This window comes from Vibrio sabulosilitoris (assembly GCF_055391395.1).
Window position 1 is genome coordinate 1,086,926 of sequence record NZ_AP029599.1, and the last position, 23,665, is coordinate 1,110,590.

The window sequence follows — 23,665 nt, forward strand, 5'->3', positions numbered from 1 at the left end:
CCCGCAGCATCCCCATGCTGCGGGGCTTTTTTATGAGGGCGACGGTTTTGGGGGCGAGGAGATTTAGCGCGTGATGCACTCCTCGTTACTCGTAGGGCAAAGCCCGTACCCGCACCTCGCCCCTGTGTTTTAAGTTTTTTTGAGATACAAACCGTTTGCTTTTCTCATTTGGCTACAGGGCCGCGACAAATATCTATACTCTGAGTATCGATAAACAAACAGGTAACACACATGAACGAAGTTCTCCTTGCCACCGTCGCGGGCTTCGCGGTTGGAATGCTCTTTACTGCCATTAAACTGCCAATCCCAGCGCCGCCGGTTTTATCTGGTGTGATGGGCATCGTTGGCGTCTATCTTGGCGGCCTCTCATACCAGTGGATTGTTGAGCGATTTTTTAGCTAAGCAAACCTGAGATAGCGATGGGGTGTTCTTACAGCACGAGAGAGAAAAGTAAACGTGCCCCTAGCGGTGAAAAGGAAATCAATTGCTCAAGTGAGCGCTTGAGCAAGTCTTCAAGGAACCAAGTCCGTTCATCATTAGCAGCGAAGTTGTGCATCAAGAGTGCACTTGGCTGAGATAATTTTGAATATTGATCGGAGATAGAAATGAGCGACTTAAAAACAGCAGCACTGCGTGCATTGAAACTAATGGATTTGACCACACTGAATGACGATGACACCGACGCTAAGGTGATTCAGTTGTGTCATGATGCAAAATCAGCAGTGGGCAACACGGCTGCAATCTGCATCTACCCTCGCTTTATTCCTATTGCGAAGAAAACCCTGCGCGAGCAAGGCACGCCTGACGTTCGCATTGCCACAGTCACTAACTTCCCACACGGTAACGATGATATCGAGATTGCCGTGGCTGAAACCAAAGCCGCGGTTGCTTATGGCGCCGATGAGGTTGACGTCGTGTTCCCATACCGTGCGCTGATCGCAGGCAATGAAGAAGTCGGCTTTGAGCTGGTGAAACAGTGTAAGGCTGCTTGTGGTGATGTGCTGCTGAAAGTGATCATCGAAACCGGTGAGTTAAAAGAAGAAGCGCTTATCAAGAAAGCCTCACAAATCTGTATTGAAGCAGGTGCTGACTTTATCAAGACCTCTACCGGTAAAGTGGCTGTCAATGCAACCCCAGAGTTCGCGCGCATGATGCTCGAAGTGATCCGTGATATGGGCGTGGCTAAGTCTGTGGGCTTTAAACCAGCAGGCGGTGTACGTACCGCAGAGGATGCCGCTCAATACTTGGCGATGGCCGATGAGATCCTCGGCGATGACTGGGTAGATGCACGTCACTACCGCTTTGGCGCATCAAGCCTATTAACCAACCTATTGAATACATTAGACGTTACCGACCAAACGGCCGATCCTTCAGCGTACTAACACAAGGTTGCAAAGGGGCTTGCCCCTTTGCATGAGTCTGATAGCCACGCAATAACGTGGGAGGCAATAATGTATTTACCTCAAGAGATCATTCGTAAAAAACGCGACGGCGGCATCCTAAGCGACGAAGAGATCCAATTTTTCATTCAAGGCGTCGCCGATAACAGCGTCTCAGAAGGGCAGATTGCCGCCCTAGCAATGGCGATCTGTTTCAATGAGTTATCGATGCAAGAGCGCATTGCCCTGACCTGTGCCATGCGCGACTCTGGCATGGTGATCGACTGGAGTGCTCAGCAGTTTGGTGGTCCGATTGTGGATAAACACTCAACGGGCGGTGTGGGGGATGTGATCTCGCTGATGCTGGGGCCTATGGTGGCGGCCTGTGGTGGCTTTGTACCGATGATCTCGGGACGTGGGTTGGGTCATACAGGTGGCACACTGGATAAGCTTGAGTCGATTCCTGGGTATAACGTGACCCCGACTAACCAAGTATTTGGTGATGTCACCAAAGATGCCGGAGTAGCGATAATCGGCCAAACTGGCGATCTGGCACCGGCGGATAAGCGCATCTATGCCACGCGTGATATCACAGCCACTGTTGACAACATGAGCTTGATCACCGCGTCTATCTTATCCAAGAAACTGGCCGCAGGCCTTGAGTCTTTGGTGATGGACGTCAAAGTGGGTAGCGGGGCCTTTATGCCGACTTATCAAGAGTCGGAAGATCTGGCTCGCTCGATTGTTGCCGTTGCCAACGGCGCGGGGACCAAGACCACAGCCATCTTAACCGACATGAACCAAGTGCTTGCCTCATCAGCGGGTAATGCGCTTGAGGTGCGTGAGGCGGTACGCTTCTTGACTGGTGAGTATCGCAATCCGCGCTTGTATGAAGTGACCATGACCTTGTGCGCTGAGATGTTGGTGCTGGCCAAGTTAGCGACTGATAGCGAGGATGCACGAGATAAGCTCGATCAGGTGCTCGATAATGGCCAGGCTGCCGAGTGCTTTGGCAAGATGATCGCAGGCCTTGGTGGTCCGGCAGATTTCATTGCCAACTACGCACAGTACCTCGAAACCGCACCACTGTTGAAGCCTGTGTATGCCGATAAGACCGGTATCGTCAGTGCGATGGACACCCGCGCGATCGGTATGGCGGTGGTTGCTATGGGCGGTGGCCGCCGGGTTGCCAGCGATAAGATTGACTTTGCTGTGGGCTTTGATGGTTTTATCCGTCTGGGTGAGTTCGCCGATGACAAGACGCCATTGGCTATGATCCACGCCCGTGATGAAGCGCAGTGGCAACAAGCGGCGGATGCACTTAAAGCGGCGATAGAGATTGGTGGCAACTACCAAGCTACCCCAGATGTCTATCGACAAATCCGCGCAGAGGACATAGACAATGAAGAGTTGGCCTAGCCAGCTTTAAGGATGATGTTATGAAAAGAGCCTTTATTTTAGTACTCGATTCGTTTGGGATCGGCGCTGCAGCAGATGCAGACAAGTTTGGTGACGTGGGCTCAGACACTCTAGGCCATATCGCTGATGAGTGCGCGGCTGGCCGCGCGGATAGCGATGAGCGAGCAGGCCCGTTGACCCTACCCAATCTTTCCAAGCTTGGTTTGGCAATGGCGCACAAAGAGTCTACCGGGCACCTAGCACCGGGTTTGCGTGATGATATTGAAGTGATTGCCGCCTACGGCCATGCCGCTGAGCTGTCTTCGGGTAAAGACACGCCATCAGGGCATTGGGAAATTGCTGGTGTGCCTGTGCTGTATGACTGGGGTTACTTTACCGATAAGGAAAACAGCTTTCCCAAAGAGCTGACTGACCGCATCCTTGCGCGTGCGGGGCTCGACGGTTTTCTCGGCAACTGCCATGCCTCTGGCACACAAGTGCTAGAAGACCTGGGTGAAGAGCATATGCGCACAGGGTTGCCAATCTTCTACACCTCGGCTGATTCAGTGTTTCAGATTGCCTGTCACGAAGAGAGCTTTCGCCTAGATCGCCTGCTTGAGTTGTGCCAAATCGCCCGTGAAGAGCTTGAGGGCTATAATATTGGCCGCGTGATTGCACGACCATTTATCGGTAGTGGTAAGGGTCAGTTTGAGCGCACCGGTAACCGACGCGATCTGTCGGTTGAGCCGCCATCGGCAACGGTATTGCAAAAACTGGTGGATGAAAAGCAGGGACAAGTTGTCTCTGTGGGTAAGATTGCCGATATCTATGCCAACTGCGGGATCACCAAGAAGGTGAAAGCGACCGGCCTTGCGGCGTTATTTGATACGACGCTAGAAGAGATCAAGCAAGCAGGCGACAACACGATTGTGTTCGCGAACTTTGTCGACTTTGATTCGCATTACGGGCACCGTCGTAACGTCAGCGGTTACGCGGGGGCGCTCGAGTACTTTGACAGTCGTGTCGATGAGGTGCTGGAAATCATGCAGCCAGATGATGTGTTGATCCTCACTGCTGACCATGGCTGTGACCCAACCTGGCAAGGCACTGATCATACCCGAGAGCATATTCCAGTACTGGTTTATGGTCATAAGGTTCCCGCGGGCTCACTGGGCAAGCGCGAGACCTTTGCTGATATCGGTCAAACTTTGGCTAGCTACTTCGGTACAAGCCCGATGGATTACGGCAGCAACTTTTTGTGATGAACATCGCTGGGCCTTGCTCGGCATTAGACAATAATGACTTTATTACCCAAGTGAGTGGCGTAATGCGTTAAAAACTATATTTACACTCACTTGGGTCTATAACAACAAGAGAAACAAAGGAATAAACAATGGCTACTCCTCATATTAATGCAGAAATGGGTGATTTTGCTGACGTCGTATTGATGCCAGGTGATCCACTACGCGCCAAGTACATCGCAGAGACGTTTCTTGACGATGTTGTTCAGGTGTGTGATGTGCGCAATATGTATGGCTACACCGGTACGTACAAGGGTCGTAAGATCTCAGTAATGGGTCACGGTATGGGTATCCCTTCGTGCTCTATTTATGTTACGGAATTGATTAAAGATTACGGCGTGAAAAAGGTCATTCGCGTGGGTAGTTGTGGTGCTGTGCGCGATGACGTAAAACTGCGTGATGTGGTGATCGGCATGGGGGCGTGTACCGACTCTAAAGTTAACCGTATCCGCTTTAAAGATCACGACTTTGCTGCAATCGCAGATTATGACATGGTACGTAATGCCGAAAAAGCGGCCCAAGCACGCGGTATCGACGTTAAGATTGGTAACCTATTCTCAGCCGAGCTGTTCTACACCCCGGAGCCAGAGATGTTCGACGTAATGGACAAGTACGGCATCTTGGGTGTTGAGATGGAAGCGGCGGGTATCTACGGTATCGCAGCAGAATATGGCGCCAAGGCGCTGGCTATCTGTACCGTTTCTGACCACATTAAACGTGGCGAGCAAACCACCTCTGCTGAGCGTCAAACCACCTTCAATGAGATGATGGAGATCGCACTCGATTCAGTATTGCTTGGTGATGAAGAGTAATCGACTCTTACCCTAGAAATATGGGTTTAGTAACAAAAAACCGCCAACGTGATGGCGGTTTTTATTTGCTTGTTGCTCAAGACATTAGCTGTTTGGCTTGATGGCAAAAGTTGGTAAGGAAAGGTGCCAACGGATCGCACCAAGGCGAATGATCAGAGTCGAGCTTACACCTGCGACCAGTGCTGTGGTGGTGTCATAGCCAAGCGCCAGCGCACCGGTGTGAAAGATGCCACCCATGATACAAGCGGTGGCGTAGACCTCACTACGCAGCACCATTGGGATCTCGCGCGCTAATACATCGCGGATGATGCCGCCGCCACAACCAGTGATCACGCCCATGATGATCGCCACCATGTAGGAGTCTTGAAAGCTGAGGGCTTTCTCCACGCCGATACTGACAAAGAATGCCAGGCCAATCGCATCGCTCACAGGCAGAACCCACCAAGGCAGGCGTTTCGGGCGTCGCACCACCAGCATGGTGAGAATACAGGTAATAAAGATCACCCACAGATAGGTAGTATCACCAATCCAGAAAACCGGCGTTGCGCCGAGAGCCATATCGCGGATAGTACCGCCGCCAATTGCCGTAACACTCCCTAGTACGATTACGCCGAAAGGATCCATTTTCAAGCGTCCAGCCAGTAGAACCCCTGACACGGCAAACACTGCTGTGCCGAAGAGATCCACTAGATACAAAAGTAGTGAGTCCATAGTTGTGAACGTTCATTGCAGACCAAAGAAGAATGGCGGGAATTGTACTCAGTTTGACCGTGTTATAAAAGGCTTATGGCACGTGATTATCGCGCGCTTGGTCAAGGTAATAACAAACTTGCTCTGTCGCGAGCAGTGAACGCAAGGTTGGACGGTTCAGCCAATCGGTATTGAGTGTCCAAATATGTTGCTGTTCTATGGCTGGGATCTGTTCTTGCCAGCGCTGCCAAGTGCTCATATCAAAGTTGGCGTGACGCGAGGTAAATAGCACCTCGGGCTGCGCCACCACCACTTGCTCAATACCCACTTGAGGATATGGCGCACTACTAGTGGCAAAGATATTCTCACCGCCACACAGGGCAAACACATCGCTTGGCCAGTGAGGGTCAGAAACGGTGATCAGTGGCGCAGCACTGAGCTGGTAGAAAAAGCGCACTTTGGGTTTGTTTTGATAGCGCTGTTTAAGCTCACTGATCCGATCACGCATCATCTGAGCTTGTTGCTGCCCCTTGGCTGGCTCCTCGGTGTAAAGGCTAAGATCACTGATGATATCGGGTATCGTCTCTAGGCTTTGGCTATCGGTATACACAATTGGGTAGCCTAAGCTCTTTAGTTGCTCGAGTGATTTGTGTGGATTGCCGCCTCGCCAAGCCAAGATAAGGTCAGGCTTGAGCGCAATGACGCGCTCGAGATTAATGGTTTTATGGTTGGCGATGCGTTCAAGTTGCTGTGCTTGAACGGGAAAATCACTGTACTCACTTGCGGCGATAAGATGCTCTCCCAAGCCTGCGGTATAGGCAAGTTCAGTGGCCGACGGAGCGAGCGAGATTACGCGTGTAGCAACAAAGGGTGTCTCTTGTGCTGTAGCCATCGAAGCGAAGAGGTGCAAGCCGCAAAGCAAGAGGCTTTTTAACCCCAAACCCTTAGGCGCAAAAAGAGTGTGGTACAACATGACAAGCAAACCTCAGGTGGACAGAGTCGGTTACAGACCCTGGTTGATAGTAAGTAAAAATAGGCTGAGCAGGGCCACCCATATTAGGGTTCGAGCCGTCATCATCTGACGTAATTGTGATAGGTGGATTGCAGCCGGAGCGATACGTCCTCCAATCTTAGCGCGCAAGCTCTTACGGGATTCATAAATCGCCGGGCCACCAAGGGCCAGCTGGTATTTTGCCGCGCTGCTAATCAATAGCCAACTTGGGCCGGGCAGTGCCCAAGAGGTCGCTTGCTGACGAACCAAACTGAGGTTGTGCTGGGGGTGCTTGCCAATCAGAATAAGTAGGCTGAACAGGCGCAGAGGGATGATATCCAGCGCGGCGGTCAGGCGAGTACTAGCCTGGCCAAAGGGGCTATAGCTTTGACGAGAGGGAGACCACACTCGCGCAAGCTCAATTGTTAATCGGTAAAGTATCGCGCCAATGCCGCCAAGCAAACTAAACCAGAACAACACACCAATCACGCCACGTCCCATCGCCATGAGGTAGGTCTCTGCCCCCGCTTTACCCAATCCAAGCATGGAGAGGCTGTCAGTTTGACGATTAACCCAGGGCGCGAGCAGGGCGCGAGCGCGAAATTTGTCTTCATCCGCCATCGCTTGAGTGAGTTCGCGCACCAAGCCATCGCTGTTGCGCCAGTCCAGTGCGAGGATAAGCAGTCCGAGTTGAAACAGCTCACTTTGCCAAGACAGAGTATTTAACGCTATCAGCAGCAGGGCGGTTGGCAATAGCATCAGTGCCATTGCTAGGCTCCCGGCGAGAGCCGCTTGCTGAGGATTGTGGCTGTTGACCTTAGCAGAGAGTAGCAGGGCGAAACGGCGCCACCACTCGATAGGATGGCTAAGGCGAGGGATAGGAAGGGCTAGGTGTGCCAGTAGCGCGCCCCACATAACGAGCACCATGCCATTGGCGTAATACGGACCAAGAATGCCTTCCACTGAACTCCCTCTCCTTTAAGATTGATGACTTAAGTTGATTACTTAAGTAGGTCAACCATCTTAATCACCATCTCAGATGAGCTTTGCGCAGCCAGAGGCAAGAACTCTTCAAAGCTCATTGGTGACTCTTTATCGGCAACATCAGAGATGGCACGCACGACCACGAATGGAACGTTGAACTGGTGACAGGTTTGAGCAATGGCTGCTGCTTCCATTTCTACCGCGATCACGCCTGGGAAGTGCTGGCGAATAAATGCTTGGCGCTCAGCCGTACAGACAAAGGCATCGCCGGTACAGATAAGGCCGCGCACCGCGTGCTTATCTTCCATTTGTGCTAGTGCTTGCTCAGCAATATCCATTAGCTTGTTATCTGCACTAAAGGCTGCCGGTTGACCCGCCATCTGACCAATCTCGTAACCAAACGCAGTTACGTCAGCGTCGTGGTGGCGCACTTCCGTTGAGATCACCACATCACCAAGGTTAAGGCTGGCGTCAAATCCGCCCGCGCTACCCGTGTTAATCACCACATCCGGTTGGTACTCATCAAGTAGAATTGACGTGCCAATCGCCGCCGCTACTTTACCAATGCCCGATTGCAGCAAAACAACCTCAACGCCGTTAAGTTCACCAGAGAAGAAAGTGCAGTTGGCTTTGTTCACCTGCTCAAGGTTAGTAAGGGCGTTTTTTAGGATGGAAACTTCTTGTTCCATGGCACCGATGATACCGATTTTCATAACTAATTCCGTCATTTCAATGTTGCTTGAATTTGCCGCTAAGGATAGCAGAAGAGTAGGGCTCTAGGCTATGGCTGTACTCGGGCACAAGAAAAAGTCAGTTAATTGAGTGATGTTTAAGTGGCCACTTATTATGGCGCAAATGTAAGTATATCGATGGGTTTTAGTAAATCAGTCGTGTCACGTTACATTGTGTGGCAAAAAAAACGTGATCTTTATCCATTTGATATTTGAGTGCAGTAAAAAAGCAATCAAAGAGCAATAAAATTGTCATTTCATCACTTTAGCCTGCCGCTGTTTTTGTATTTGCCGAGAAAATCATGAAATTAAAGTCACTCTCTGTTGCGATGCTCAGCGCACTTGCGTTGTCAGGTTGTAACTCTTCAAGCTCAGATGAGCAGCCTTCACTTCCTCTTGAGGGCATGAAAGTTGCCTTCATGCCAGATATCCATTTCCATGATGTTTATGGCGACTTTGAAGATGGTTCGTTTGATGGCCTGCCAAATAGCATCACGGGTCAAGGCGCGACCATTCGCACCATGCAGTCACAGATGAAATCAACGCGTCTGTTTAATGAAAACTACTTTGCGATGATTGCTGCTCTTGATGACGTTGTTGAGCGTGGTATTAAATACGTGGCGTTGCCGGGTGATTTTAGTGATGACGGTCAGCCAGTACATATGCGCGGTCTAGTCAGCATCTTTGATGAGTACCGCGAAAAGCATGGCCTAGAGTTCTTTGCCGCTCCTGGTAACCACGATCCAAATCGTCCTTTCAGTATTCCCGCTGGTAAAAATGATTACCTAGGTGAAGAGGGCAGAGATCAGCGCATCAAGAGCCGTGGCAAAGATGAGTGTGACTTTGACTATGAAGGCGATTGGACCACAGTTGATGGTGGTCATGACTTACTAACTATCTGTACGGAAGAAGTTCAAGAGTGGGGATATCTGGAGATTATGGATATCCTAGGTCACCACGGCTTCTACCCACAGGAAGAGTATGTTTACTTCGAAACTCCGTTTAGCTCAGACGAAGCGCGTGAAAACTACTCGCTAGAGCTCGCACAGAAGGAAGCGGCATTCGAGCTGCGTCAATACGAGATCTGTCACGAAGGTGCGGGCGGTGAATACAAACAAGACGATTACACCAGCTGTTCGATGGTGCCAGATTCAACTTACCTAGTTGAGCCGGTTGAGGGGCTATGGCTGATGGCGATTGACGCGAACGTATACCGTCCGAGAGCTGATCGACCAGACAACTCAACTAATGGCGATGACTTTGAAGGCAGCAGCAATGCCGGCTACAACATGATGCTGACACATAAAATCCATGTTATTGATTGGATGAAAGAGGTCACGAAGGCTGCGAAAGAGCAAGGTAAGGTACTGATGTCATTCAGTCACTTCCCTATGACTGACTTCTACAACGGCGCCTCAGAAGAGATCGAAGATATCTTTGGGGCAGGCAACTTCCAGCTGGCTCGTGAGCCAGAGGATGATACCAGTAAAGCCTTGGCCGCTACGGGTCTGAGCATCCACGTTGGCGGTCATATGCACTTCAACGATACAGGCATGAAGCAGTACACCATTGACGGTGAAACTTATACTCTGTTCAATATTCAAGCGCCTTCATTGGCGGGTTACATCCCTGCCTATAAGATCTTAGAGATCAAACCAGACAACCAGATTGAGGTTGAGACGGCAGTGATTGCTGACGTGCCACGCTTTAATGAGCTGTTTGAGCACTATGCAGTCGAGGCTGACTACCTAGAGTCGATTGATTTTGAAGGCCGTTGGAACCGCGATATCCTTGATGCCGAAACTTATTATGACCTGACGGATTGGCATATTATTGAGCTGACGCGCCTACGCTTCCTTCCAGAAGAGTGGCCTGATGATATCAAAACGATGCTGTTTAATCTTGATGGCGCTGAAATGTTGGTTCTTTCTCAATTAGAGACAGACATCACGGTATGTCAGCTGCGTATTCTTCTTGGTCTAGATGCGTGCGTTGAAGGATTTAACTCAGACGATGATGTTCTACAGCAATTGCTGCGTGACTGGTCGATTGCGACAATCAAGGCAAACAACCTTGCGAATGAAGCAGGTCTAAACATTGAAGACTTCACCCTTTGGAATGGTGAAGACTTGGCACTCGATTTCTACCGTCTGCGTAACGCCGATGAGCTGGCTTTCCGTGATATCGACCCTGAACGTCTGCCACTTTACAAGTTGCTAAGTGAAGCGCTGTCTGAGATGGATATTAAAGTGACTATCGAAGGTGTAGAAGAGAACGAAAACGAAATCACGATTGATTACGCGTTTAAGGTTCGCTTTGGTACGCTGTTCTACATTCTTGACCGCTTCGCGACGGGAGAGGCAAGTGACCACTTCCTGATCGATGTAGACAAGGGAGAGCTTTACGACCTGAAAACAGCTTACGATCGAGATAGCCTATAATCCTAAGTTATAGACTCATATCTTCATCGCTGAAAAGCCAGTCCTAAGTGACTGGCTTTGCTCTTTTCTTTTGCGCCAGATTTTAGTTGCGCAGCTACTACGCTTCGCCTATAATTCGCGCTCCTCGTGTCGGCTGAATCAGAGATTGGCGGCACAAATATTAACCTAACTCTTATTAGGAGAGAATTATGTCTCTGAATGCAGAAACTAAAGCAGCAATCGTTGCAGAATACGCACAATCTGAAGGCGACACTGGTTCACCAGAAGTACAAGTAGCACTACTAACTGCTTCTATCAACCACCTACAAGGTCACTTCAAAGCGCACAAAGGCGATCACCACAGCCGTCGTGGTCTTCTACGTATGGTTTCTCGTCGTCGTAAGCTTCTAGATTACCTAAAAGGTAAGAACCTAGAGCGTTACCAAGACCTAATCAAGCGTCTAGGCCTACGTCGCTAATCAGCGACTGCTTAGCAGTTTGTCAAAAAAGGGGCTTTATGCCCCTTTTTTGTTGGCTAAATTTAGCCAAACCCCATTTATACCGTTATACTACGCGTCAAATCCCCTCGGGGTTTCAATTAGCTCATTGCATTACAACTACTAAACGAACTCAGTCATAGAATTTAGTTTCTAGCTTCTCGTGTTAGATAGACAATCCCATATTGGGAGCTAGCAACTAAACTCTAGACTGTTTAATTTGTAATGCCTTGAGTGTCATAAACTCACTAAGATTCTCTTAGAAACTTTCTTAGAAACAAGGAATAACAATGTTTGAAAAACCAGTTGTTAAAACGTTCCAGTACGGTAACCACACTGTTACCCTAGAAACTGGCGTTATTGCACGTCAAGCGACTGCTGCCGTTATGGTAACAATGGACGATACCACGGTATTCGTTTCTGTTGTTGGTAAAAAAGAAGCGGTAGAAGGCCAAGACTTCTTCCCACTAACGGTAAACTACCAAGAGCGTACTTACGCTGCTGGTAAAATCCCTGGTGGTTTCTTCAAGCGTGAAGGTCGCCCATCTGAAGGCGAAACGCTAACGGCACGTCTAATCGACCGCCCAATCCGTCCTCTGTTCCCAGATTCGTTCAAAAACGAAGTACAGGTTATCGCGACAGTAATGTCAGTAAACCCTGACGTTCAACCAGATATGGTAACTATGATCGGTACTTCAGCAGCACTTGCTATCTCTGGTATTCCGTTTAATGGCCCTATCGGTGCAGCACGTGTTGGTCACATCGACGGTCAGCTAGTACTGAACCCAAGCAACACTGAGCTAGAAACGTCTAAGCTTGACCTTGTGGTTGCTGGTACTGAAGGCGCTGTTCTTATGGTTGAGTCAGAAGCAGACAACCTAACTGAAGAAGAGATGCTATCTGCAGTGGTTTACGGCCACGACCAACAGCAAGTTGTGATCAACGCGATCAACGAATTTGCCGCTGAAGTTGCGACTCCAGCTTGGGATTGGGTTGCTCCAGAAGAGAACACTGCGCTGGTTAACAAGATTGCAGAACTTGCTGAAGCTAAGCTAGTAGAAGCTTACCAAATCACTGAAAAGATGGCTCGTTACGACCGCATCCACGAGATCGCTGGTGAAGTAAACGATGTTCTTCTTGCTGAAGATCCAGAAGCAAACACCAAAGAAATCCACACTATCTTCCACGATCTAGAGAAGACAGTAGTACGTCGCAGCATCATTGCGGGTAACCCACGTATTGATGGTCGTGAGAAAGACATGGTTCGTGCGCTAGACGTACGTACTGGTGTACTTCCACGTACACACGGCAGCTCACTATTTACCCGTGGTGAGACTCAGGCAATCGTAACGGCAACTCTAGGTACACAGCGCGATGCTCAAATCATCGACGAGCTAACAGGTGAGCGTAAAGATCACTTCCTACTACACTACAACTTCCCTCCATACTGTGTAGGTGAGACTGGTTTTGTAGGTTCTCCTAAGCGTCGTGAAATCGGCCACGGTAAGCTAGCTAAGCGCGGTATCGCGGCAGTAATGCCTTCTGTAGATGAGTTCCCGTACACAGTACGTGTGGTTTCAGAAATCACTGAATCAAACGGCTCATCGTCAATGGCTTCTGTATGTGGTACTTCTCTAGCGCTTATGGATGCTGGTGTGCCAATCAAGTCTTCTGTTGCGGGTATCGCAATGGGTCTGGTTAAAGAAGGCGATGATTTCGTGGTTCTTTCTGACATCCTGGGCGACGAAGACCACCTAGGCGACATGGACTTTAAAGTAGCAGGTACTAACACAGGTATCACTGCACTTCAGATGGACATCAAGATCGAAGGTATCACTAAAGAGATCATGCAAATTGCTCTTAACCAAGCGCAAGGTGCACGTAAGCACATCCTATCGGTAATGGATGAGGCTATCTCTGGTGCTCGAGACGATATTTCTGAGTTCGCTCCGCGTATCCACACCATGAAGATCAGCGCTGAGAAGATCAAAGACGTTATCGGTAAAGGTGGCGCGGTTATCCGTCAGCTAACGGAAGAAACCGGTACAACTATCGAGATCGAAGACGACGGTACTATCAAGATTGCGGCAACCGAAGGTACCGCTGCGAAAGAAGCTATCCGCCGTATCGAAGAGATCACTGCTGAAGTTGAAGTAGGTCGTATCTACACTGGTAAAGTTGCCCGTCTAGCAGACTTCGGTGCATTCGTTACTGTTTTACCTGGTAAAGATGGCCTAGTACACATCTCACAAATCGCTGACAAGCGCGTTGAGAAAGTGTCTGACTACCTAAGCGAAGGTCAGGAAGTAAAAGTGAAGGTTCTTGAGATCGACCGTCAAGGCCGTGTTCGTCTGAGCATGAAAGAAGCGGTTGAGCAGCAAGACGCACCTCAAGCAGGCGCACCAAGCGCTGACGCAGAGTAATTTGCGCATTGGCTAAATTAGCTGAATGCACTTAAGCGTGTTATAAAAGGGGGCAGTTATGCCCCCTTTTTTTATCCTACCCAAGGACTTCAGGGCAGATAGTTACCGACTCAGGTTGCTAACTAAAGCCTGTGAATATCAGGGTATACAAGGAGTTTGTTAGTGAAATGGTTTAAATCGGCAGCGATAGGTGTTGCCCTAGCGGTATTAAGTGGCTGCAGTGCGATAGATGATCCGCAATCTAGCAGCAGTCAGTGGCTGTATCCGCCGATGGCTGTACCACTGCAGGCAAGCATGCAACAAGAGGTGCAGATCGCAAGATTGACTCAGTTGCTACAGCGCGGCGATTTAAGTGATGATGTTCGAGCTAAGATGTTGTACGAGCGTGGTAATTACTATGACAGCGTCGGTTTGCGTGACTTAGCGCGCCTAGATTTCAATCAGTCTCTTGCGCTCAATCCAGCCCAGCCAGAAATCTTTAACCTCCTTGGTGTGTACTACACACAAATTGCTGAATTTGATGCAGCGTACGAGGCATTTGATTCAACACTTGAGCTTGATCCCGCCAATAGCTATGCCACGCGCAATCGTGCCATTGCACTCTATTATGGTGGTCGCATAGAGCTAGCACTTGAAGATATTCAGGAGCATTTTGCCGAAGATCCAAACGATGCTTTCCGAGCGCTTTGGCTCTATATCATTGAGAGTGAGCTCAACCCCGAGCAAGCACATGCTGAGCTAACGCAACGCTATCAACAGCGTGATGAGCAGTGGGGGTGGGTGCTGGCAGCGCTGATGCTGGGTGAAGTCTCGGAAGAGCGCGTCTTTCAGATCATCTATTCGACCAGCACAGACAACACCTTGCTGGCTGAGCAGTTGACCGAGGTGTACTTCTACCTAGGTAAGCGCTATCAACAGCAGGAGCGCTACGCCGACGCGATCTCCCTCTATAAGCTTGCGATGTCGTTTAATGTCTATGAGTACGTTGAACACCGCTATGCCTTCTTAGAACTTGGACGAATCTATAAGCTGCTTAGTCAAGAGACGGATATCTATTGATTTTAAAGCCGCGACGAGTTCGCGGCTTTTTCAATGGGCGAGAATCGGGTTACGCTTCGTTCCAAGGAGCGAGTATTTTGTAGCAGCTGAAAGCTCACTAGTCATAGAAAACCGCAGAGGAGTAGTTCTCTAAGCTTGGCCTTTTCAACTAAACTCATCATTATTCTATAGGCTACTCGCTCCTAGTAATGTAACACCCGTCCTCGCGCCTCGGTACTTGGTCTTGCTTTAACTTGCTAAAAGATTAAGATAGTTAGTCTAACTAACTACTTGGTCGAAATCCGATGTCATTAGAAAAAGCCCTGATTGATCTTGAGCGTTACTGTGCCAAAGCATGGCGGCAGTATGCTAAGCATGACGAGTTGTCTCAGCTGAGCTTTAATGAGTTTGATTATCTGCGGATGATCAAAGAGGCGGGGGATAACGGTGTGCGTATTACTGACCTCGCTGAGGAGATGTCGGTTACTAAGCCATCGGCGTCGAATATGGTGGCGCGACTAGAGCGTAAGCAGTTGGTTATGCGCCGTCCCTGCCCGGAAGATGCTCGTTCAAGCCGAATTGTTGTTACACAGCAATTGCTTGAGCAGTGGGCACTGGAGAATGTGGTCTATCGAGATATCGTCTCTAAGTTAAGTTCGAAGCTCACTGACGATGAGACAAGCCAACTCATCCATCTATTGAATAAGTCACTGTCCTAATTACCAGCTCGGGTCGGCTTTAGTCTTAATTAACGACAATTTAGTTAGCTTGGCTAACTGCTACTGGAATCATTATGAAAACCTCAATTGTGCGTCAGTTTTGGCGCTATACCATCCCAACGGTTGCCGCGATGCTGGTCAATGGCCTTTATCAAGTCGTCGATGGGATATTTATCGGGCAGTATGTTGGCGCCGATGGTTTGGCGGCAATCAATGTCGCCTGGCCTTTGATTGGTACTATCTTAGGCATCGGCATGCTGGTTGGGGTGGGGACTGGCGCCTTGGTCTCGATTCGCCAAGGTGAGCAAAAAATGCAGCAAGCCAAACAGCTGTTGGCAACCGGCTTACTCTTGCTGGTAATGATCGCGCCGATTATCGCCACGCTATTGCACTTGGTCGGTGACGATTTTATCCGCCTGCAGGGTGCCGAGGGGCGAGTCTATCAGCTTGGTTGGCAATATGTTTCAGTCTTGGTCTATGCGTGTATCTTCTCGCTTGGCTCGATTGCACTGCCCTTTTTACTACGCAACGATAATAGTCCTAATATTGCCACTCTACTGATGGTGATTGGCGCGATTGCCAATATTGTGTTCGATTACCTGTTTATCGCTTGGCTCGGTTGGGAGCTGCGCGGCGCCGCTTTTGCGACGGCTTTGGCACAATTGATTGTTACTGTGCTGGGACTCGCCTATTTCTTCTCACCGCGGGCAACGCTGCGCTTGAAATTGAGTGATCTCAAGGTGCAGTGGGCGAGCATTCCACAAATTGCTTCGATTGGCACCTCCAGTTTCTTTATGTATGCTTATGGCTCAATGATGGTCGCAGTGCACAATGGACTGTTCGCCAGTTATGGCAGCCCAGTACTTATCGGTGCTTATGCTATCTTAGGCTACATTGTCACCGTCTACTATCTCACAGCAGAAGGTATTGCCAATGGTATGCAGCCCCTAGTCAGCTATAACCACGGCGCAGGCAATCAAGACAATATTCGAACTTTGCTCAAGGTGGCAATGTCAACGGCTGTGCTGCTCGGCTTGGTATTTGTTGTTGTGCTTAACCTCTACCCATACCAGTTCGTATCCATCTTCAACGATCAAGATCGGGCTCTGATAGATGGGGCGGTATTAGGGATTAGATTGCACATGTTTGCGCTATTCTTAGATGGCTTTTTAGTCGTTGCCGCGGCTTATTATCAAGCGATCAACAAAGGCAGCCGCGCTATGTTTGTCACCGTAGGGAACATGGCAGTCCAATTACCATTCCTATTTATTCTGCCACCGCTTTTGGGCGTAACTGGTATCTGGCTAGCCTTCCCAATCTCCAATGTCGCGCTGAGCTTGGTCGTCTTTCTAATGCTGTATAAAGACGTCAAGCGAACGCTCTATAGATAAACCCAAGAGGGTGGGGTACGAGGACGGGCGTTGCCCTTCGGGGAGCGAAGAGTTCAACGCGCGTATATTCCTCAATGGTATGGACTCCCCACCTTAACCGACGTTGTCAGCTAAAGTTAAAGCGTCAACCAAAAAAGGAGCCCATACCATGAATAAGCCTAACACCATTTCTATCGATCTTGCCAAAACTGTCTTTCAAGTTGCGTTGTTCAACCAGGCTGGAAAGTTAAAATCTAATCGAGCTATGTCACAAAAACAGATGCTGGCTTTTATTGCCCAGCATCCGTCTGCTCACATCTATATGGAAGCCTGTGGGTCTGCGCACCATTGGGGACGTTACTTTCAAAAGCGCGGGTACCAAGTTCGTCTTCTTCCTGCTCAAATAGTGAAAAAATATCGTTCTGGCAATAAAAATGATGCCAATGATGCACTGGCGATCTACGAAGCTTCTAAGCGCTCAGATATTCACTTTGTTCTAGTAAAAACCACTGAACAACAAGACATTGCAACTATCTTGCGCTTGCGTCAAAGCTACCTTAAACAACGAACCGCTACTGCGAATCGAATTCGAGGTTTTGCAATGGAATACGGCGTTAAGTTCCCACAAAGCATCAAAAAATTACGCCAATTACTTCCTCAAGAATTAGAAAATCCAGACAATGGGTTAACTCCTGCTATCCGGTTCAGCTTACAATTACTGCTTGATCAGCTGATTGCTCTTGATAAGCCCATCGATGATGCAAATAAGCAGTTGATTGCTTATGTGAGGCAGATCCCTGCCTGTCGTTTACTGACGTCATTGAGAGGTGTCAGTTGGATAGTTGCAGCAGCTTTATACGCCCGGATAGGGGATGCTTCAACTTATAAGTGCGGTCGCGATGCCAGTGCTAGCATTGGGGTTGTTCCAGCACATACAGGTAGTGGCGGTAAAAACAAAAACCTTGGTATTACCAAAAAAGGTGACCGAACACTTCGCTCTCTGGTAGTACACGGAGCGCGAGCGGTGGTCAGTAATATCAAAGATAAAACTGACCCATTAAGTTGTTGGATACGCTCCTTGCTGGAGAGAAACCACTTCAACAAAGTCGTTCTGGCCTTAGCCAACAAGACCATCAGAATAGCATGCGCTATGCTGAAAAAAAATGAGCCTTATAGAGAAGAACTATCCGCTTAATAGTATCTAGATAAGGCTGACTGAGAGGTTAAAGAGCGACAGCTCACCAATGTAACTGCAAGAAACTATGGACAACGTGCTATCAAAGCCGGCAAGGAAAACTCTGAGAGGAGCGGTGGTACTGAGATACCTTAACCTCGTTTAGAATCCTTGCTATGTGGATGAAGCCATACAGGTTCGGGGTAGCGCCCCATTTAGAAACCGAATATACGTGCACTTGCTAACACGCGTCCTTGATTACTTGCACTACTAGGGGAGTCCATATACGCTCCTCGTAGCGCAGCGTCCCCGCACCTCGCACCTGTTTTAGAGGTTTTTGATTTCAAGTCCCGCTAGCTGATGCCAGAAGCCATTACACTGCCTGTTTGCAATCGGTTGGGGTTTTTGGCCTTTTTCATTGCCGCGGAACTGCTCGAGCTCGGAGAAGGTACTTACCCCAAGTGGGCTGAGGCGCACGACATCGACCAAGCCTTGCATGCTTGGTAAATCATTGACCAGATTGTAGCAGTAACCGGACTGGGTCTGGATACCATTGAGGTTAAACACCTCTTGTCCTTCCTGGCTGCGCACCTGAATACCGGTAGGGTATTTGATGCAGCAGGTCTCGCAGTCATCTTTAGAGCGGTTCTCGGCGCGAGCAGTAAAACAGCGTGCGGAGTAGGCCAGTGGCAGGTAGCCATGACTGAATACCTCGACCTCGAACTGATTGCGGATCCCTAGCTCGTCACACTGCGTAAGTGTGTTACTTAGCCAATCGCGCGAGAGCTCAACCGGCATACACCAACGAGTCATGCCCTGCTTGAGAAACAGCTTGAGCGTGTGGGCGTTATAGGTATTGATGGCCGGTCCCACCACAAACGGTACCTTGCTTTGGCTGGCAAGCTGGATAGCGGAGACATCATTGGCCTCAATGGCAAAGTCGCCATTATCAATGTACTTTTTCATCACATTAACCTCGCTTGGTGCTTCAAGCAAAGCCATGGTTGAGATCACCACCTGTTTACCGGCGTTCGAGAGCTCTTTGGCGATATCAAGCCAATGGTTGGCCTTCATCTCACGGCGCTTAGAGCACACAGACTCACCAAGATAAACAATATCAGCTGAGCTATTTTTGGCTTGCTGATAGAAGTCTTCCACGTCCTGTTTTGGCCAGAAGTACAGCAGGGGTCCTAGGGCGTATTTCATTGAGTGTTCCTCTATTGCCATTTGCGGTGGTAGGCACCAAGGGTGGTTTGCGAGCCCTCAGAGACATTAGCCAAGGCACTGTCCCAGGCAGGCTCGACAGTGTAGCCTTCTGGATCGGCTAGGTAGCGATCGATAGCGGCGCGCCAAGTGCGAGTGACTTGCTCAACATAGGCCGGGCTACGTTGGCGTCCCTCTATCTTGACTGAGGCGACATTAGCTTTAAATAGCTCTGGTAGCATCGAGAGGGTATTGAGACTCGTCGGCTCCTCCAGAGCGTGGTAGTGGTTGGTATCACCAGTGAGGTCAGTGGTAAAACGGCCCTTACATAGGGTCGGGTAGCCAGCGTTCTCTCCAGCGGCATAGCGATCGATCAAGATATCGTTCAGGCGTGACTCCAGGCCTTGCTCGGTTTCTTGCCAACGAACAAACTTTGCAGGTGAGCACGCGCCGACGGTGTTAGGTGACTCGCCGGTCATATACGAAGACAGATAACAGCGTCCCTCAGACATGATACATAAGCTGCCGAAGGCGAAGACCTCAAGTTCGACATTAGAGGTGATATTACGTGATAGCTGTTTGACTTGATGAATCGATAGTACACGAGGTAGTACGACGCGCTTGACGTTAAAATTCTGCTGATAGAAGTCGATGGCTGCCACATTGGTGGCCGAAGCTTGCACTGAAAGGTGCAGCTCAAGATGAGGGTGTCGAGTTGCCGCATACTCTAGCACGGCGATATCTGCGACGATAAGGGCATCTACGCCGATCTGAGCCGCCATGTCTACCGCTTGGGTCCAGCGCTCAAAACCATCAGGGTGAGCAAAGGTGTTCAGGGCAACGTGGATTTTTTTGTTGTGATCGTGAACGTATTGAACCGCTCGCTCTAACTTTTTACCAGTAAAGTTTAATCCAGCAAAGTGACGGGCATTGGTGTCATCTTTAAAGCCGATATAGACTGCATCCGCACCGCAGTCGATGGCCGTTTTTAGTGCAGGTAAGTTACCTGCAGGACATAGTAATTCCATTACACATTGTTCATTTTTATTTGTGAGTAACTGGTGATTTTATGCAGAAAGCTCGAGGTTAGATTTGATATAAACCAGATTTGGCAGAGTTAATCGGCGATCGGGATGATTCTATACCCAAGTAAACTCACCCAGCGCGCAGAGATGTGTCGGCACCGACGTGTGTATCTTGATAAGCTTTGGGTTTAAGCCCAGCAACAGCGTGTCTAGAGGTTAGTTTTTATGTTGACGATGCTGCATAAATAGCTCTTCGACATCTTGCTTCGGCTGTGGGCGATAAAAGTGAAAGCCCTGAATCGAGTGGCAGCGTAAATTGGACAAAACGGTCGCTTGGTGCTGAGTTTCTACCCCCTCGGCAACAATTTTTAGCTCGAGGGACTTGCCAAGGTTGATGATGTTCTCGATAACCGTAACCTGCTTAGGCTGCTTATCCATTTGCTGAATAAAGGTTCGGTCAATCTTAAGCTCATCAATCGGAAAGCGAGCTAGGTAGGCCAATGACGAGTAGCCAGTACCAAAGTCATCAATTGACAACGCAAAGCCGAGTGTTTTGATCGCATTGAGCATTTGAATCGTGTATTCGCTGTCGATCATTACTGCACTCTCAGTCAGCTCAAAGGTAATCAAGCTTGGTGTGAGATTGGTCGACTTGAGGAGTTTTTGCATGTAATCGATCAGCTTAGGATTGGCAAACTGCTCTGGTGACAGGTTGATTGCCACGGGGCCTGGCAAAATACCTTGCCGATGCCAGCCCTTGACGGTATTGAACACCTCACGCATGACTACCATTCCCATCTGCTCAATTAATCCGGCTTTCTCTGCCACGGGGATAAAGGAACCAGGACTGATGTAACCCTCAACGGGGTGTTTCCAACGTATTAGCGCCTCTGCACCATTGATACTAAAGTCCTTGGCACTGACTTTGGGCTGATACCACACCTCGAGCCCGTTTTGCTGCAGCGCTTTTTGCAGCTCAATCTCGAGCCAAAGGCGCATTCGCGCCTCCTTATTCATCTGCTCACTAAATCGGATCAGTCGGTTTCTTCCACGGGCCTTAGCCTCATACATCGCTGTATCGGCATTTTGCAGCAAGATACGCGCATCATTGCCATCGCCAGGATAGACGACACTGCCGATTGAGCAGGCGAGTCGCTTGCTAAAGTGGAGCAGATCAAACGGTTGGTTAATTAAAGCGATTATTCTCTCAGCCAGACTCTCAGTGCGCCGATTGTTTTCCTGACAAGGCAATAAAACCCCAAATTCATCGGCACCTAAGTGACCAAGTGTTGCCGACTCAGGCAGGACGCGCAGCAGGCGTGATGCGACCTCTTTGATCACCATATCTCCAACGTGATGACCAAGTGAGTCATTGATATTTTTGAAGTTATCAATATCAAGGTAGAGTACGGTTAAAGGAGTTTCACAGTTGATGTAATACGCCACTCGGTTACTAAACCCAAAACGATTGATAAGACCGGTTAGTGGGTCAACGTCGGCGATGCCTTGAGCCGATACGGCTGGGCGATGACGCTGGTCCAGATCTTGGACGATGACAATCGAGCTGCGCTGCGCGCGTGACGCGAGGGTATCGGTGTAAAGCCTGACGCGTTTGCACTGTTTGTCGTCTTGGTAAGTCATACCGTCTAAGGTGCTTTGCTCTGCCTCGATAAGTTGATCTTGGCTCAGAGGGTTACCTTGCTCGTCGAGCACGTAATCACTTAGCGTTTGACCAATAAGATCATGATAGTGATTGCAGCTGAAGATTTTTGCGGCATTGGTGTTGGCGGAGACAATCGACTCTCCCTCGAGGATGAGCAAACCCTCGGGGAGAATATGTGAGAGGGTGAAATACTTGTCTTCTAGTTCCTCTAACGAGCGCGCGAGGATCTGCTTTTCTGATGTATCAATTGCATGAAATAAAATGTGCTCTATCTCATCACCGCAGCTTATGGGCGAGATACAAAAGCGCAAACTGGTGTCTGTATCGACGAGATTTAGCGTCAACTCAGTGTCGATAGTTTCGCCAAGAAAGGCACGCTGGTAGTAAGGTTTGAACTGTTGGTAGAAATGCTCCCCAAGTACTTGGACATCGCTCATGCCAATTAGCTCATGCGCTTCTAATCCTGTTAGCTCTGAGTAGCGGGCATTGACGCTGGTGTACTGATGTTCGCGGTTAAGGATCGCGAAATAGTAGGGACTCGTCGAGGTAAACTTGGAAAACCAACTTTTTAACTCTGTGGTGGGCATCAATAACAACCGATTTGTGACGTCTGCGAAAATTCCATGGTACTCGTACACTATAACGCGCTATCGTGGCGGTGAAAAGAACTTGCCCAATGAAGGGTTTTATTGATACACAACAGGAATGATGAAATATAACTCCCATAATATGGAGAGTTATCAGGATAAATTAACGGAAAATACGCGTGATTAACAAGATTCGCACTCAATTAGTTAGAAATGCGGCTTCAATTTTGAGATCTCCGATCCACTTGTTGCCACAGGCGTTACAAAAAAAAGCGCTGCTGGAAGGACTTAAGGTCGTTTTTCAAGAAGCCTTAGAAGATGGCGACTTCGAGTTTTTAGAGCGTAAGTGGCTTAAAATTGCAATTTCCGATTTACAGGTAAGCTGGCTGATCAGTTATCAAGGTGACCAGTTGGTGGTCGCCGACAGTCCCATAGATGAAGACGTAAGCTTTAGCGGCTCTCTCAATGATTTAGTGCTTATTGCTGGGCGTAAAGAAGACCCTGATACCTTGTTTTTCCAGCGCCGTTTGTCAATTGAAGGCGACACAGAGCTTGGTCTTGAGGTTAAAAACCTGATGGATAGCATTGATTGGGATTCATTACCAAAGCCGATGCAAGTGATGATCAATCAACTGGCGGACTTCGTGCAGAAAGGCCTGCAAGGCAATCAAGAGCATAGTGAGGTCAGCAATGCTTATTAGGAGTGAAGCGCCAGCCGATATGCTGGTTATCGATCAGCTGTTACGTGAGGCTTTTCCAACCGAGGCGGAAGCAAAGTTGGTGCAGAGTTTGCGCGAGAATGGCCAATTTACTCTCTCGCTGGTGGCGTGTACTGATGAAGGGCAGGTGGTTGGACACTTATTGTTTACCCCGGTTTCTATCGAGGGGCACGATGTTACATGGCAAGGGTTAGCACCACTGTGTGTGCACCCCGATCACCAAGGCCAAGGTATTGCGCGGTTGCTGATCGATGAGGGATTTGCCACCCTACCTGAGCTTGGGTACGCCGGTGTGGTTGTATTGGGTGACCCGGCATTTTATGGCAAGTTTGGCTTTGAAGCCGCTGAGCAATCAGGCTTTGACTGTCAATGGGAGGTGCCGCCGGGAGCATTTCAAATTAAGCCACTGATCGCAGGCACATTCGATGGCCACTCTGGGCTTATCCACTATTGCCCAGAATTCTCTGAGTAAGAACAGATAGCTGATGCCGGCTGGCCGTCAAAGGGTGTGGAGATATGCCGCGCCATTTGCTAGTATCTC

At 49.1% G+C, this 23,665-nt stretch carries 21 protein-coding genes; 14 read left to right on the top strand and 7 right to left on the bottom strand.

What is annotated here, in order from left to right; all coding sequences use genetic code 11:
* Window positions 1–231: 231 nt before the first annotated feature.
* The 5 genes from ACZ5R2_RS05250 to deoD all read left to right on the top strand — a co-directional run bounded on the left by ACZ5R2_RS05250 (window position 232) and on the right by deoD (window position 4,890).
* A complete protein-coding gene (locus tag ACZ5R2_RS05250) occupies window positions 232–402 on the top strand; it encodes a XapX domain-containing protein (RefSeq protein ID WP_438459070.1) in 171 nt (56 codons plus the stop codon).
* A gap of 203 nt (window positions 403–605) precedes the next feature.
* Window positions 606–1,382 carry a deoxyribose-phosphate aldolase gene (gene deoC / locus ACZ5R2_RS05255; protein WP_464901312.1) on the top strand — a complete coding sequence of 259 codons (777 nt, stop codon included), beginning with the start codon at window positions 606–608 and terminating at the stop codon, window positions 1,380–1,382.
* Window positions 1,383–1,451: 69 nt separating this feature from the next.
* Complete coding sequence (gene deoA, locus ACZ5R2_RS05260; protein ID WP_464901313.1) at window positions 1,452–2,798, top strand: thymidine phosphorylase; 1,347 nt, start codon at window positions 1,452–1,454, stop codon at window positions 2,796–2,798.
* A gap of 20 nt (window positions 2,799–2,818) precedes the next feature.
* The gene (locus ACZ5R2_RS05265) at window positions 2,819–4,039 is read left to right on the top strand and encodes a phosphopentomutase (RefSeq protein WP_464901314.1); all 1,221 of its coding nucleotides are present in this window, start codon (window positions 2,819–2,821) and stop codon (window positions 4,037–4,039) included.
* 131 nt (window positions 4,040–4,170) lie between these two features.
* Window positions 4,171–4,890, top strand: a complete 720-nt coding sequence (deoD, locus tag ACZ5R2_RS05270) for a purine-nucleoside phosphorylase (protein WP_438459066.1) — start codon at window positions 4,171–4,173, stop codon at window positions 4,888–4,890.
* An 84-nt stretch (window positions 4,891–4,974) separates the two neighbouring features.
* On the opposite strand, the gene ACZ5R2_RS05275 is transcribed toward deoD, so the two are convergent.
* The 4 genes from ACZ5R2_RS05275 to mtnN all read right to left on the bottom strand — a co-directional run bounded on the left by ACZ5R2_RS05275 (window position 4,975) and on the right by mtnN (window position 8,268).
* Window positions 4,975–5,601 (bottom strand): TRIC cation channel family protein, encoded by a 627-nt coding sequence (locus ACZ5R2_RS05275; protein ID WP_464901315.1) that lies wholly within the window; start codon window positions 5,599–5,601, stop codon window positions 4,975–4,977.
* Between the two features lie 73 nt (window positions 5,602–5,674).
* Complete coding sequence (gene btuF, locus ACZ5R2_RS05280; RefSeq protein ID WP_464901316.1) at window positions 5,675–6,472, bottom strand: vitamin B12 ABC transporter substrate-binding protein BtuF; 798 nt, start codon at window positions 6,470–6,472, stop codon at window positions 5,675–5,677.
* Between the two features lie 111 nt (window positions 6,473–6,583).
* A complete protein-coding gene (locus tag ACZ5R2_RS05285) occupies window positions 6,584–7,534 on the bottom strand; it encodes a cobalamin biosynthesis family protein (protein ID WP_464901317.1) in 951 nt (316 codons plus the stop codon).
* A gap of 38 nt (window positions 7,535–7,572) precedes the next feature.
* Window positions 7,573–8,268 carry a 5'-methylthioadenosine/S-adenosylhomocysteine nucleosidase gene (gene mtnN / locus ACZ5R2_RS05290; RefSeq protein WP_464901318.1) on the bottom strand — a complete coding sequence of 232 codons (696 nt, stop codon included), beginning with the start codon at window positions 8,266–8,268 and terminating at the stop codon, window positions 7,573–7,575.
* 320 nt (window positions 8,269–8,588) lie between these two features.
* On the opposite strand from mtnN, the gene ACZ5R2_RS05295 reads away from it, so the two are divergent.
* The 7 genes from ACZ5R2_RS05295 to ACZ5R2_RS05325 all read left to right on the top strand — a co-directional run bounded on the left by ACZ5R2_RS05295 (window position 8,589) and on the right by ACZ5R2_RS05325 (window position 17,948).
* Window positions 8,589–10,727, top strand: coding sequence for a metallophosphoesterase (locus tag ACZ5R2_RS05295; RefSeq protein WP_464901319.1), 2,139 nt, complete (start codon window positions 8,589–8,591; stop codon window positions 10,725–10,727).
* Between the two features lie 188 nt (window positions 10,728–10,915).
* Window positions 10,916–11,185, top strand: coding sequence for a 30S ribosomal protein S15 (rpsO, locus tag ACZ5R2_RS05300; protein WP_252019585.1), 270 nt, complete (start codon window positions 10,916–10,918; stop codon window positions 11,183–11,185).
* A gap of 308 nt (window positions 11,186–11,493) precedes the next feature.
* Complete coding sequence (gene pnp / locus ACZ5R2_RS05305; RefSeq protein ID WP_464901320.1) at window positions 11,494–13,626, top strand: polyribonucleotide nucleotidyltransferase; 2,133 nt, start codon at window positions 11,494–11,496, stop codon at window positions 13,624–13,626.
* 162 nt (window positions 13,627–13,788) lie between these two features.
* Window positions 13,789–14,685 (top strand): lipoprotein NlpI, encoded by an 897-nt coding sequence (gene nlpI / locus ACZ5R2_RS05310; protein ID WP_464901321.1) that lies wholly within the window; start codon window positions 13,789–13,791, stop codon window positions 14,683–14,685.
* A gap of 284 nt (window positions 14,686–14,969) precedes the next feature.
* On the top strand, window positions 14,970–15,383 hold the full coding sequence (locus ACZ5R2_RS05315; protein WP_464901322.1) for a MarR family winged helix-turn-helix transcriptional regulator: 414 nt from the start codon (window positions 14,970–14,972) through the stop codon (window positions 15,381–15,383).
* Between the two features lie 74 nt (window positions 15,384–15,457).
* Window positions 15,458–16,774 (top strand): MATE family efflux transporter, encoded by a 1,317-nt coding sequence (locus ACZ5R2_RS05320; RefSeq protein WP_464901323.1) that lies wholly within the window; start codon window positions 15,458–15,460, stop codon window positions 16,772–16,774.
* 148 nt (window positions 16,775–16,922) lie between these two features.
* On the top strand, window positions 16,923–17,948 hold the full coding sequence (locus ACZ5R2_RS05325; RefSeq protein ID WP_464900235.1) for an IS110 family RNA-guided transposase: 1,026 nt from the start codon (window positions 16,923–16,925) through the stop codon (window positions 17,946–17,948).
* Between the two features lie 306 nt (window positions 17,949–18,254).
* Here ACZ5R2_RS05325 and ACZ5R2_RS05330 read toward each other — a convergent pair whose 3' ends face one another.
* The 3 genes from ACZ5R2_RS05330 to ACZ5R2_RS05340 all read right to left on the bottom strand — a co-directional run bounded on the left by ACZ5R2_RS05330 (window position 18,255) and on the right by ACZ5R2_RS05340 (window position 22,405).
* Window positions 18,255–19,133, bottom strand: a complete 879-nt coding sequence (locus ACZ5R2_RS05330; RefSeq protein WP_464901324.1) for a U32 family peptidase — start codon at window positions 19,131–19,133, stop codon at window positions 18,255–18,257.
* A gap of 11 nt (window positions 19,134–19,144) precedes the next feature.
* Window positions 19,145–20,158 carry a ubiquinone anaerobic biosynthesis protein UbiU gene (gene ubiU / locus ACZ5R2_RS05335; RefSeq protein WP_464901325.1) on the bottom strand — a complete coding sequence of 338 codons (1,014 nt, stop codon included), beginning with the start codon at window positions 20,156–20,158 and terminating at the stop codon, window positions 19,145–19,147.
* A 213-nt stretch (window positions 20,159–20,371) separates the two neighbouring features.
* A complete protein-coding gene (locus tag ACZ5R2_RS05340; RefSeq protein WP_464901326.1) occupies window positions 20,372–22,405 on the bottom strand; it encodes a putative bifunctional diguanylate cyclase/phosphodiesterase in 2,034 nt (677 codons plus the stop codon).
* Window positions 22,406–22,584: 179 nt separating this feature from the next.
* Here ACZ5R2_RS05340 and ubiT point away from each other — a divergent pair, with 179 nt between their 5' ends.
* Both ubiT and ACZ5R2_RS05350 read left to right on the top strand, forming a co-directional pair.
* Window positions 22,585–23,106: a ubiquinone anaerobic biosynthesis accessory factor UbiT gene (ubiT, locus tag ACZ5R2_RS05345; protein ID WP_464901327.1), complete on the top strand. Its 522-nt coding sequence runs from the start codon at window positions 22,585–22,587 to the stop codon at window positions 23,104–23,106.
* On the top strand, window positions 23,096–23,596 hold the full coding sequence (locus ACZ5R2_RS05350; protein WP_464901328.1) for a GNAT family N-acetyltransferase: 501 nt from the start codon (window positions 23,096–23,098) through the stop codon (window positions 23,594–23,596). Before ubiT ends, ACZ5R2_RS05350 begins: the two co-directional genes overlap by 11 nt.
* Window positions 23,597–23,665 lie beyond the last annotated feature (69 nt).